Here is a 12550-nt window from a genome sequence, read left to right on the forward strand (position 1 = left end):
GGAAAGCCCGTCCGGCGCTCGATGGCGACACGCGTCAGGGGCGCGCCCTCGGGCACGCCCCTGACGGGGTACGGGTGAGGGTTACTGGCCCTCGTCCGGCCGACGACGCTCGGTTTCGCGCTCACCGCGCTCGCGGAGCTGGTCGCCCTGCTCCTGCGCCTTGTCGCTGCCCTCCGACGACCGCTCCGACGCTTCGTCCTTCTTGTCGCCGAGGGCGTCGGTGGCCTTGTCCTTGAGCTCGTTGGCCTTGTCCTTGAACTGGTCCTGCATGCCCATGAGATTCACTCCTAGGGGTGAGGGGGGATCGGGCCTCGACCAGCGTTGCATGAGGTGACATACCTCGCATGTCGGACGGTTGCGCTCAGTCGCCGCGGCCTTCTGCACCGGTCTCCGAGCCGCTCTGCGCACTGTCCGCCGAGCCGCGCCCGGCGCCGTGTTCGGCCCGCGGCGGCAGCGGCGGGCGGCGGCGGTCCGGAACCTCCGAGTAGTCGGGCGGCGAGGCGGGCGGACCGCTCTCCAGCAGGTCGAGCGCCAGCTGCACCGCATCGTCCAACTGGGCGTGCCGCCCCTCCGCCCAGTCCAGAGGCGTACGCAGGATCTCCAGGTCGGGGGCCACACCCTGGTTCTCGATGGACCAGCCGTACTCCTCGAACCACGCCGCGTTCATCGGCACCGTGATCACCGTGCCGTCGCCGAGCCGGTGGCGGCCCGTCATACCGACCACACCGCCCCAGGTACGGCTGCCGACGACCGGCCCGAGGCCGAGCAGCTTGAAGGCCGCGGTGATCATGTCGCCGTCCGACGAGGTCGCCTCGTCGGCCAGGGCGACGATCGGGCCGCGCGGGGCGTTGGAGGCGTAGCTCACCGGCTGGGCGTTGCGGGTGAGGTCCCAGCCCAGGATGGTGCGGGTGAGCTTCTCGACGACCAGCTCGCTGATGTGGCCGCCCGCATTGCCGCGTACGTCGACGATGAGCGCCGGGCGGGAGACCTCCATCCGCAGATCGCGGTTGAACTGGGCCCAGCCGGAGCCGCCCATGTCGGGGATGTGCAGATAGCCGCACTTGCCGTGGCTCAACTCCCGTACGACGTCACGGCGTTTGGCCACCCAGTCCTGGTAGCGCAGCGGACGTTCGTCGATCAGCGGGACGACGGCGATACGGCGTGCCCGGGTCTCGCCCTCGGCCTCCGTCGTCGCCGGTGTGAAGGTCAGCTCCATCGTTGTGCCGCCTGCCCCGGCGAGCAGCGGGAACGGGCCCGTGAGCGGGTCGACCGGCCGGCCGTCCACATGGGTGAGTACGGCACCCTCGCGCAGCCCCGCACCGGCCAGCGGCGAACGCGCCTTGGAGTCCGAGGAGTCGCCCGGCAGGATCCGCCGGATCATCCAGCGGCCGTCCTTGCACACCAGGTTCGCGCCGAGCAGGCCCATCAGGCGCTGGTAGTGCGGCGGGCCCTCGTTGCGCCGGGCCGGGGCGACGTAGGCGTGCGAGGTGCCGAGCTCGCCGAGGACCTCGCGCAGCAGATCGGCGAACTCGTCGGGGGACGCGACCCGTTCGACGAGCGGGCGGTACTGGTCGAGCACCGCGGGCCAGTCGATGCCGCACATGTCCGGTTCCCAGAACAGGTCCCGGATGAGCCGGCCCGCCTCGTCGTACGCCTGCCGCCACTCGGCGGGCGGTTCCACCTCGTGCAGGATGCGGCGCAGGTCGATCCAGACCGTCGAATCGCTGTCGCCCGCCTCGGTCGACGGTGCCGCACGGAGGTCGTCGTCGTCCATCACGACGATCCGGCTGCCGTCGCCGCTCAGGGCGAACCAGTCGAGGTCGCCCACGAGTTCGGTGCGGGTGGCCTTGACGATGTTGAAGTACTCGAGGGTCGGCCGGCCCGAGGTGTCCGCGGGGTTGGCGAAGGTCTCGCCGAGCGCGCCGGAGATCGGCCAGCGCAGCCAGAGCAGTCCGCCGCCGGCCACCGGCTGCAGACCGGAGTACTTGGAGGCGGCCACCGGGAACGGCGTCACCCGGTTCGCCAGCCCCTCGATCTCGACGATCACCGAGCCGTCGGCCGTGATCCCGTCGGCCGGATCGAGCCCGCCCGCCGCGGGCCGCCCGTCCGGGGAGAGTGCGAACGGCGACGGGGTCGCGGACGACAGCGGCACCAGATACGGCCGGCAGCCGAGCGGGAACGACAGGTCCCCGGTGTGCACGTCGTAGACCGGGTCGAAGCCGCGCCAGGACAGGAAGGCGAGATAGCGGCCGTCGCGGGTGAAGACCGGATTCTCGTCCTCGAATCGGCCATTGGTGACGTCGATGATCGTGCGGTCCTGGATCCGGGCCATCTTGATCTGCCGCAACGAGCGGCCGATCCCCGGATGGGACCACGTCAGCCAGCTGCCGTCGGGGGAGAAGGCGAGGTCGCTCACCGGGCCGTTCACGGACCGGATCAGTTCGGTGACCTCGCCCTCGCCCTCCTCGCTCGCGTCGACCAGGAGGACGCGGCCGTCGTGCGAGGCGATCGCCAGACGCTCGCCCGCCGGGTCCGACACCAGCTCGAGAACCCGGCCGAGCCGGCCGGAGGCGATCCGCCGCGGCGGCCGGTCGCCGCTCGCCCTCGGCAGATATGCGATCTCGATCGCGTCCGGTCCCTCGGCGCTCGTGACGTACGCGACCTGCCCGCCGAGGCCCAGCATCTCCGGCAGCCGGACCCGTACGCCCGGGGTGTCGGTGATGGTGCGGGCCGGGCCGTCGCGGTGGGTCAGCCAGTACAGGCTGCCGCGGACGGCGACGGCGCTGGCCCGGCCCGTCTCGTCGACCGAGAGGCTGTCGAGGTTCCGCGCGGCCGGCACCTGGTAGCTGCGGCGGCCGGAGCGGGGGCCGCCGAGATTGACCTCGAGGCGGCGCGGGCGGGCGCCGGGGGAGAGGTCGTCGACCATCCAGAGGTCGCCCGCGCACTGGTAGACGACGCGCCGGCCGTCGCCGGACGCGTGCCGGGCGTAGAACGCGTCGTGGTCCGTGTGCCGGCGCAGATCGGTGCCGTCGGTCGCGCACGAGTACAGGTTGCCGGTGCCCTCGTGGTCGGAGAGGAAGGCGATCCGTCCCGCCACGAACATCGGGCTGTCCAGATGTCCTTCCAGATCGGGCAGCAGCCGCTCGCCGTGCAGCCAGAGCCGGCCCGTCGCGCCGCCCCGGTAGCGCTTCCAGGCCGCGGGTTCGTGCGGCGGCTTTCCGGTGAGCAGCAGGGTGCGGCGCTCGCCGCCGAGGTCCGCGACCGCGATGTCGTTGACCGGGCCCCAGGGGAGCTGGGCGCCGGGGGAGCCGTCGGTGGACATGCAGTAGGCCCAGCTGAAGTACGAGAACGGCTGGCCGTACGAGGACACCGCGAGGATGTCCGTGTTGCCCGCGGCGTCCGGGGGCGTCCAGCCGCACACGCGGGTGTCGGAGCTGCCCCAGTAGCTGAGCCGTCTTGACGGTCCGCCGTCCACCGGCGCGATGTGGATCTCCGGGTCGAGGCTGCGCCAGGTCGTGTACGCGATGGTGGCGCCGTCGGGGGAGAAGCGGGGGTGGCCGACGCGGGTGCGGTCCACGGTGACGCGCCAGGCGCGGTCCGGGGGCGTACGTCTTGATTCGCCCTCGGGAGTCAGCGGGGCGACCCAGAGGTCGTCCTCGGCGACGAAGCAGAGGGTGTCACCGTGGAGGTGCGGGAATCGGAGATATGCGGCGTCGTCACTCACGAGTCCATGCTTTTCCGGGGGGAAAGGGGCAGCAACTCGAGCGTGGGTTCGGGCGGCCGTGGGGCGGGGGTGCCGGGCGGGCGTTCCCGGGGCCGGCGGGCCTGCCCCGGGGCGCCGGTCGGACAGGGAGATGTGCTCAAACGCCGGACGGGCTCACGGTGCCGGACGGGCTCACGGTGCCGGACGGGCTCACGGTGCCGGCCGGTGTGTGCGAGGTCCCCGCCGGTGCGGGGGTCGCTGACCCGCCGACCTGGATCGCGTACGTGCGCTGCAGGAAGCGGATCAGGGGGCCCATGTCGAACTGGATGACCGTGACGCCGTCCGCTTCGTGGAACTCGAGTACGAGCTGGGCGCGCCCGCACGGCCATACCTGGATCTCACCGTGCCGGGCGGGTGACCTGGACCCGCGTTCGAGCAGCTCGCGCGGGCACGTCCATTCGTGACCGCCGGGGAAGGCGATCCGTACGGCAGGGGCGTCGCCGGCGACGTCGTAGCGCAGTGCGGCCCGGATGGCCCGGCTGCCTTCGGGAGAGTCCGTGACGATCCGGCACCGTGCGTGACCCTCGACGACCGACACCACTGCCCCTCACCCTTTCGACCTGCTTGTCCTGCTGAGACCTGCTGCGTCCTATTGCTCAAGTTGTGCTGTTTGTCCATCAATGTCGCATATAAGTGCGGACTTGAGCCACCCCTGAAGCCCTTCCGCAGGGACCCTTCGGCGACCGTTCACTCACTGTTGTCGGGTCGCGTACCCAGCACGGGCGCGCTCAGCACCGTGTGCCCACCCGGAATCGGCCGCGCAGGGCGAGCGTTGCACCATGGAGCGTGCGTCACCGTGGCGCAGGTGGAGCGGGGAGTGCAGTGGTGGACGTCCAGGGCACGGTGGCACCGGGGTTCGAGCCCGTCAGGGACGCTTTCGTGCGCAACTTCGAGACGCTCGGCGAGCGCGGCGCGGCGGTGGCCGTCCACCGCGACGGCCGCAAGGTCGTCGACCTGTGGGGCGGCGTGCGCGACGTCGACGGCGAGAGGCCCTGGGAGCCCGACACCGCGCAGATCGTGCGCTCGGCGACCAAGGGGGTGGCCGCCGCCGTACCGCTGATCCTGCACCAGCGCGGCGGGCTCGACCTGGACGCACCGGTCGGGGCGTACTGGCCCGAGTTCAAGGCCAACGGCAAGGAACGCACCCTGGTACGCCACCTGCTCACCCACCGCGCCGGCGTCCCCGCCCTCGACCGCCCGCTGACCGTGGACGAGCTCGCCCGCGGACCGGAAGCGGTCGCCGCCCAGGCTCCCGCGTGGGAGCCGGGCACGGACCACGGCTACCACGCGCAGACGTTCAGCTGGCTGGTGGGCGAACTCGTGCGCCGGGTCACCGGCCGGACCCTCGGCCACTGGATCGACCAGGAGATCGCCGGGCGGCTCGGGCTCGACCTGTGGCTCGGCCTGCCGGACGCGCGAGCGGGCCAGGTCGGCAGGGTGGGGCCCGTGGAACCGCCCACCGGCTCCTCCGCGCTGCGCCTGCGGCCCAAGCGGAACGTGGCCGAGGCATACGCGGACCCGCAGTCGCTCACCCGGCGGACCTTCGGCTCCCTCGCCGCGCCCGACGAGAACGCGCCCGCCTACCGCGCCGCGGAACTCCCCGCGTCCAACGGCATCGCGACGGCGCGGGCGCTGTCCGGCTTCTACGCCTCGCTCATCGGCGATGTGGAACGCGAGGACGGCTCGTGGGCCCGCCCGCTGTTCGCCCCGGCGACGGTGACTCTGGCGCGTACGGAGGAGTCGGCGGGGCCGGACCGGGTGCTCGTCGTCAACACCCGTTTCGGACTGGGGTACATGCTGCACGGTCCGGCTTCGCCGTTGCTCGGTCCGGGGTCCTTCGGACACCCCGGCCGTGGCGGCCCGCTCGGCTTCGCGGACCCCGAATCCCGAGTCGCCTTCGGCTACGTCACGAACGGCCTCCACAAGGGCGTGACCGCCGACCCTCGAGCGCAAGCGCTCCTCCGGGCCCTGAAATCAGCCCTCTGACCTCCGGCCGTCCGGGCCCGCCCGGCGGCAGGGGCCCCGATGGGGCGCGCCCTGGACCATCGGTCCGGCCGCCCCGGGAGACGTCCCCTTTCAAGCCCCCGGCAGCAGCATCAGCGAGATGCCCGCAACCATCACACCCGCCGCCACCAGGCGATACGTGCCGAAGCGTTCCTTGAAGAACACCGTCCCGATCCCCGCCCCCACGATGATCGACGACTCCCGCAGCGCCGCAATCGGCGCCAGCGCGGCGCGGGTCTGCGCCCACAGCACCAGCCCGTACGCAAGCACGGAGAGCGCGGCCCCGAGCAGCCCCCGCAGCGCGTACGGCCGTAGCAGGGAAGGCAGTCGGGCCCCGTGCCTGCGCAGCGCGAACAGCGGGACCGCAAGGCCCTCCAGGATCATCAGCCAGGCGATATAGCCGAGCGGCGTTCCCGAGGCCCGTACCCCGACCCCGTCGACGACCGTGTACGCGGCGATCGACAGCCCCGTCGCGGCCGCCGCGACCAGCGCCGGCCAGTGCGGCCGACGGCCCGAACCGCGGATGCCCCACAGCGCGAGCCCGACCAGACCCGCGCTGGCGACCGCCACACCCGCCGACTGCCAGCCGCCGATGCTCTCGCCCACGAACACCGCGGCCGCCACCGTCACCACGAGCGGCGCCGTACCCCGGGCGATCGGATACATCTGCCCGAAGTCGCCGAGGCTGAACGACCGCATGAGCAGCGTCAGATACGCGACGTGCAGTACCGCGGAGGTGACGAGCGCAGGCCACGCATCGGCCGCCGGGAGCGGGGCGAAGCAGGCGAGTACCGCGCCGATCAGCGCGCCGCCGCCGGACACCAGGGTGAAGGCGACGAGTTGGTCCTTGATGTGGTGCGCGATCGCGTTCCAGGACGCGTGCGTCACGGCGGCCAGGACGACGGCCGCCGCGACTATCGGACTCACGCGGAGTGCTCGGCGGCGTCGGAGGCGTCGCTCCCGGCCGGCTGCTCCCGCACGTCGACGAGCGTCGCGCCCGCGTGCGCGACCAGGTCCTTGGGCGTCATCGGGAACACGGTGTGCGGGGTGCCGGCCGCCGCCCACACCACCTCGTGATCGAGCAGACCGCGGTCGGCGAGCACCCGGGTGCGGGTCGTGTGGCCGAACGGCGGCACACCGCCGATCGCGTAGCCGGTGGTCTCCCGCACCAGCGTGACCTTCGCCCGCGTCACCTTCTCGGCACCGAGCTCGCGGCGTACGAGCTCCAGATCCACCCGTGACGAACCGTCCATCAGGACCAGGACGGGCACCCCGTCGGCCGCGAAGACCAGGGACTTGACGATCTCGCTCAGCTCGCAGCCGATCGCCGCGGCGGCCTCCGCGGCGGTACGGGTCGCCTCCGGGAAGGCGCGGACCTCACCGATCAGCCGCTCGAGCCCGAGTTCGCGCAGGGCTTCGGCGAAGCGGGGGTGGGCGGCGGGGCGCTCCGGACCATCGGCGGGCGTGGCGGTGTCTTCAGTGCTCATGGACGGCCACGCTAGCCGTCGGTGCAGGGGGCATGCGAATGGGTTACCCGGCGTCGCCCGTCAGCCGGCGGCACCGAGGACCGACGCCACCAGGGGACCCGCCGACTCGCCGCCGCGGCCGCCCTGTTGGACGACCGCCGCCGCGGCCATGTCGCCGTGCCAGGCAGCGAACCAGCCGTTGGGCTTCTTCTGGCCGTCGACCTCCGCCGAGCCCGTCTTGCCCCCGATGTCACCGCTCAGCGAGGCCATCGCCTCGGCCGCGGAGCCGGAGGTGGCCGTGTGGTTGAGCAGTGTGCGCAGCTGACTGTGGGCCTTGGGGTTCAGCTTGCGCGGGGCGGTGGCGAGGGTGCGCTTGTCGATCGTGGGGGAGATCACGTACGGCTGCTTGAAGGTGCCGGTCTTGGCGGTGGAGATGTACGAGGCCACGTTCAGCGGGCTCATCCGCACGCCGCCCTGACCGATCAGCGAGGCCGCCTTCTGGGCGTCCTTCTGCGCCGGCACCGCACCGTCGAAGGTGGGCACGCCGCTCGACCAGTTGCCCCGGCCGAGGCCGAAGACCTCCTGCGCCTGCTTGGTCAGATCGCCGTCGCCGAGCTTCTTGGCCTGGGTGATGAAGGCGGTGTTGCAGGACGCGGCGAAGCTGTCCCGGAAGGTACCGCCGTCGATCTTGAACTTCTCGACGTTCTGGAACTTCCAGCCGCCGTACGAGGCGTACTTGGGGCACGGGTGCTTCTTGTCGATCCCGGCCAGGTTCTTCTCGAGGAGCATCGAGGCGGTGACGATCTTCATCGTGGAGCCGGGGGCGAGCGAGCCCTGGAAGGCCACATTGAAGCCGCTGGGGCGGGAGTTGGCGGCCGCGAGGATCTCGCCGGTGCTCGGCTTGAGCACCACGACCGAGGCCTGCTGCCGGGCGCCCGCCTCCTTCTCGGCCGCGGCCTGCGCGGTCGCCGAGATGGTCGTCTTCAGCGTCCCGGGCGTGCCCTTGGAGAGCGTGGCGAGGGTCTTGTCGGGCAGCCCCTTGTCGTCCGATGAGTCGTCCTCGCCCTTGGCGCCGTCCTCGGCGGGCTTGCCGCGCACGATCTGCAGCTCGACGCCCGCGTCGCCGCCCGCCTTCTTGCCGTACTTCTCCCGCAGGCTGTCCAGCACGCCGCCCAGCGAGGGGTACTCGGCCTTGGTGAGCTCGGCGCCGTCCCGGTCCACGGCCTTGATCGGCGGGTTGCCCGACGCGCCGGTACGCAGCCGGTCCCCCTCGCGCAGGTCGGGGTGGAGCACGTCCGGCTTCCAGTCGACCACCGGCTCGCCGGTCTTCTCGTCCCGTACGACGGTCAGTTCGGAGGCGTACGCGACCGGCTTGCTCTTGCCCTTGTAGAAGACCTGGGCCGACACCTTGAACGGGACCTTCGTGCCGGTCCGCTTGCCCGGGGTCAGATCGACCTTGTCCAGGTGGGCGTCCTTGCGGTACCCGGTGAGCGCGGTACGGGCGGCGGCCGAGTCGTCGGTGTGCGAGGCGGCCTGTGCGGCGTCGCCCTTCGACCAGGCGGTGAGGAATTCGTTCGCGGTGGCCTTCACCTCGGCCGCGCTCGGCGGCCCGGTGGGTACCGCACGCTCCCCGGCGGTCTGCTGCCCGTCGTCGCCGTCGCCGCCGACCAGCAGGTACGCGGTCACGCCGACGGCCGCCACCACGACACCGACCGCGCAGGAGACCAGCGCGACCTTCATCTCCTTGGACATCTGTTCGCGCCCTTCGGCGCGCCCTCTAGTACCCACAGCCCTGCCTGCTCCTCCGGTACGGCCCCACGCATCTGCCGGACTGCGCACCCTATCCGCCGCCGAATCACCCCCGGCACTCAAGGGGTCACTGTGCGCGCAGCCGGTCGGGGGTCAGACCCAGGTGTCGAACCACATCCGGGACCGCCACTGGTCCATCGGGATCGTCTGGCCGGTGTAGATCGGCCAGAAGTAGATGAAGTTCCAGACGATGAGCAGCACCAGGACGCCGGAGACGACCGCGCCGATCGTGCGCCGCCGGTCCGTCGCGCCCGGTGGCCCCAGCAGCGCGCCGATCATCATCGCCACCGCGAGACACAGGAACGGGACGAAGACCACCGCGTAGAACACGAAGATGGTCCGCTCCTGGTAGGCGAACCAGGGCAGATAGCCGGCCGCGATGCCGCACAGGATCGCCCCCGCACGCCAGTCACGCCGCAGCAGCCAGCGCCACACCGCGTAGGCGAGCGCGAAGCAGCCCACCCACCACAGCAGCGGGGTGCCGAGCGCGAGGACCTCGCTCGCGCACTTGTCGGCGGTGCCGGAAGGACAGCCGTCGCGGCCGGCCGCCGGAGACTCGTAGAAGTACGACACCGGACGGCCCGCGACCAGCCAACTCCACGGATTCGACTGGTAGGTGTGGTTGTCGGTGAGACCCACGTGGAACTGGTACACGGTGTACTCGTAGTGCCACAGGCTGCGCATCCAGTCCGGCAGCCAGCTCCAACTGCCGCCCTGGCCCGCGGTGGTGGCCCAGTCCCGCAGATAGCCCTTGTCGCTCAGGATCCAGCCGGCCCACGAGACGACGTACGTGGCGATCGCGACCGGCACGGTGGAGACGAACGCGGGGAACACGTCCCGCCGCAGCACCGCGCGGTAGGGGGCGGCGGCCCCGGCGGTACGGCGGGCACCGACGTCCCACAGGACCGACATCAGGGCGAACGCGGCCAGGATGTACAGGCCGTTCCACTTGGTGGCGAAGGCCAGCCCGAGGCAGAGCCCCGCGGCCAGCCGCCAGGGCCGCCATCCCAGACGCAGGTCGTCACCGACCGAGACGTCCGGGCGCACCGTCCCGTCGGGATCCGTCGGCAGCGCCGCGGCGAGCCGGGCCCGCACCTTGTCGCGGTCCACCACCAGACACCCGAAGGCGGCGAGCACGAAGAACATCACGATCAGATCGAGCAGCGCGGTGCGGCTCATCACGAAGTGCAGCCCGTCGACCGCGAGCAGCCCGCCCGCCAGACAGCCGAGGAACGTGGACCGGAACAGCCTGCGCCCGATCCGGCAGAGCATCAGCACCGACAGCGTGCCGAGCACCGCGACCATGAACCGCCAGCCGAACGGATCGAAGCCGAACATCCACTCGCCGAGCCCGATGATCCACTTGCCGACCGGCGGATGGACCACGTACGAGGGATCCGTCGGAACGGTCACCCCGGAGCCCTGGCTCAGGACGTTGTCGTCGAAGTTCTTCGGCCACTCGACCTCGTAGCCGCGCTGGATCAGCGCCCAGGCGTCCTTCGCGTAGTACGTCTCGTCGAATATGACGTCGTGCGGCTTGCCGAGCTTCCAGAACCGCATGAGGCCGGCCACCAGGGCCACCAGCAGCGGACCCGCCCAGGCGAGCACCTTCACGAGCCGGGCGGCCCGGTGGGCGGGGACACCGAGCGCCGCCCACAGCCGCGGGCCCGGTGCGCGGTACGGGGGGACCAGCCGTTCACGCACCGGGGTGCTGGGCGTCGGGACGTACCCGAAACGGCGCAACCGGCGCTGCCACGACGGCTGCTGCTGTTCTGCCGGGCCCTGTTGCCGGGCTGCGGCGTCGGTGGAGGACGCGGTACTGGTCACCGCGCCATCGTAGGGAACCGCGCTGTGCGAGTCCCGCGCCGTCCCGGCGTGGAACCGGACGGCGTGCTGCCGGTTGTCCGCGGGCGGTACGGCGGACAACCGGGCGCCCCGCGGCGGGCTGCGAGGATGGGGGCGTGACTGGAACGCTCGTACTCGCAGGGACGCCCATCGGGGACACCGCCGACGCACCGCCGCGGCTGGCCACCGAGCTGGCCGGCGCCGACATCGTGGCCGCGGAGGACACCCGCAGGCTGCGGCGCCTCACCCAGGCGCTCGAAGTGCAGCCGCGCGGCCGGATCGTGTCCTACTTCGAGGGCAACGAGACCGCGCGTACGCCCGAGTTGGTCGAGGCGCTGGTGGGTGGCGCGCGGGTCCTCCTGGTGACCGACGCGGGCATGCCGTCCGTGTCGGACCCCGGCTACCGCCTGGTCGCGGCCGCCGTGAAGCAGGACATCAAGGTCACCGCGGTGCCCGGCCCGTCGGCTGTCCTGACCGCGCTCGCGCTCTCCGGCCTCCCGGTGGACCGCTTCTGCTTCGAGGGCTTCCTGCCCCGCAAGGCGGGCGAACGGCTCGGCCGGCTCCGCGAGGTCGCCGGCGAACGACGCACCCTCGTCTACTTCGAGGCCCCGCACCGCCTGGACGACACACTCGCCGCGATGGCCGAGGCGTTCGGCGGGGACCGCCGCGCCGCGGTCTGCCGCGAGCTGACCAAGACGTACGAGGAGGTACGGCGCGGGCCGCTCGCCGAGCTGGCCGCCTGGGCCGCGGAGGGCGTACGCGGCGAGATCACGGTGGTCGTCGAGGGAGCACCCGAGGTCACCGAGGAGCTCGACGCCGGGGAACTGGTGCGGCGGGTGCAGGTGCGCGAGGAGGCGGGCGAGCGGCGCAAGGAGGCGATCGCCGCGGTCGCGGCCGATGCGGGGCTTCCCAAGCGGGAGGTGTTCGACGCGGTCGTCGCGGCAAAGAACGCCGCTCGGCAGTCCCCGCGCGGGGCATAGGGACTATCGTGAAAAGCAAAGCAAAGGCCGCGCATCAGGCGCTTTCCCCATGACGGCCCCAAAACCGCGCCAATAGTCGACAGGCCTGGTGCGCTCCCCGCCATCGAGGCGTCCACTGGAGTGGGGGACGGATCCCGTTCCCGCCCGGTGGGGCTTGCCCTCCGGGGCGTCCTCGTCCGACGGACAGGAGGAGCCGGCATGAGCGAGATCACCGGCCGCGAGGCGGGCCTTCCGGGCCCTGCGGCGGCACCGTCCCCGATGGCCGCGTCCGCGCCGTCGCCCCGTCCCGTACCGGTGGCCACGGCGCACGAGTCGTACGCGTTCGCCTGCATGAGGTGCGGGCACGGGTGGGAGCAGGACTACACGATCGAGCACCACGTCGACGGCAAGGGCGAGGAGTTCGTGAACTACCTGGCGGACGGCGTCCGGGTCCCCTCGCCCCTGTCCCGCCCCACCTGTCTGAACTGCGGCGGGCACGTCGTCCGCATCATGCGTGCGGGCCGGGTCTCGTCGGTACGAGAGGTCACTCGACGGCTCTACGAAGGCCCCGCGGACGAACGTCCCGAGGCGGAGGCCGAGCCCGCCCCGGCCGCCGGCGGCGCCACGGCCGCGCCGTCCGGCGATGAGCACCACTGGCACCTCGCGGACCTCCTTCACCCCTTCCGCCACCGGGGCTGAAGCCC

General features: G+C 72.2%; 10 protein-coding genes. 3 read left to right on the top strand and 7 right to left on the bottom strand.

The window, feature by feature from the left end:
* Nucleotides 1-81 precede the first annotated feature (81 nt).
* The 3 genes from DSC45_RS19150 to DSC45_RS19160 all read right to left on the bottom strand — a co-directional run bounded on the left by DSC45_RS19150 (nt 82) and on the right by DSC45_RS19160 (nt 4301).
* The gene (locus tag DSC45_RS19150; RefSeq protein ID WP_119292564.1) at nt 82-276 is read right to left on the bottom strand and encodes a hypothetical protein; all 195 of its coding nucleotides are present in this window, start codon (nt 274-276) and stop codon (nt 82-84) included.
* A gap of 85 nt (nt 277-361) precedes the next feature.
* On the bottom strand, nt 362-3724 hold the full coding sequence (locus DSC45_RS19155) for a S41 family peptidase (protein ID WP_119292566.1): 3363 nt from the start codon (nt 3722-3724) through the stop codon (nt 362-364).
* Nucleotides 3725-3860: 136 nt separating this feature from the next.
* Nucleotides 3861-4301 (bottom strand): SsgA family sporulation/cell division regulator, encoded by a 441-nt coding sequence (locus tag DSC45_RS19160; RefSeq protein WP_119292816.1) that lies wholly within the window; start codon nt 4299-4301, stop codon nt 3861-3863.
* Nucleotides 4302-4588: 287 nt separating this feature from the next.
* Between DSC45_RS19160 and DSC45_RS19165 the strand changes: the two genes are divergently transcribed.
* Entirely contained in the window at nt 4589-5749 is a 1161-nt protein-coding gene (locus DSC45_RS19165) for a serine hydrolase domain-containing protein (protein ID WP_119292818.1), read from the top strand.
* Nucleotides 5750-5839: 90 nt separating this feature from the next.
* Here the strand turns inward: DSC45_RS19165 and DSC45_RS19170 are convergent, their stop codons facing one another.
* From DSC45_RS19170 to DSC45_RS19185, 4 genes are all read right to left on the bottom strand, one after another.
* The gene (locus DSC45_RS19170; protein WP_119292568.1) at nt 5840-6694 is read right to left on the bottom strand and encodes a DMT family transporter; all 855 of its coding nucleotides are present in this window, start codon (nt 6692-6694) and stop codon (nt 5840-5842) included.
* On the bottom strand, nt 6691-7254 hold the full coding sequence (locus DSC45_RS19175) for a YbaK/EbsC family protein (RefSeq protein ID WP_119292570.1): 564 nt from the start codon (nt 7252-7254) through the stop codon (nt 6691-6693). Before DSC45_RS19175 ends, DSC45_RS19170 begins: the two co-directional genes overlap by 4 nt.
* A gap of 60 nt (nt 7255-7314) precedes the next feature.
* Entirely contained in the window at nt 7315-8985 is a 1671-nt protein-coding gene (locus DSC45_RS19180) for a penicillin-binding transpeptidase domain-containing protein (protein WP_119292572.1), read from the bottom strand.
* 150 nt (nt 8986-9135) lie between these two features.
* Nucleotides 9136-10869 carry a dolichyl-phosphate-mannose--protein mannosyltransferase gene (locus DSC45_RS19185; protein WP_119292574.1) on the bottom strand — a complete coding sequence of 578 codons (1734 nt, stop codon included), beginning with the start codon at nt 10867-10869 and terminating at the stop codon, nt 9136-9138.
* Nucleotides 10870-11003: 134 nt separating this feature from the next.
* On the opposite strand from DSC45_RS19185, the gene rsmI reads away from it, so the two are divergent.
* Nucleotides 11004-11867, top strand: coding sequence for a 16S rRNA (cytidine(1402)-2'-O)-methyltransferase (gene rsmI / locus DSC45_RS19190; RefSeq protein ID WP_119292576.1), 864 nt, complete (start codon nt 11004-11006; stop codon nt 11865-11867).
* Between the two features lie 258 nt (nt 11868-12125).
* Nucleotides 12126-12545: a hypothetical protein gene (locus DSC45_RS19195; RefSeq protein WP_119292820.1), complete on the top strand. Its 420-nt coding sequence runs from the start codon at nt 12126-12128 to the stop codon at nt 12543-12545.
* Nucleotides 12546-12550: the final 5 nt, after the last annotated feature.

This window comes from Streptomyces sp. YIM 130001 (assembly GCF_003574445.1).
Classification (GTDB): Bacteria; Actinomycetota; Actinomycetes; order Streptomycetales; family Streptomycetaceae; genus Streptomyces.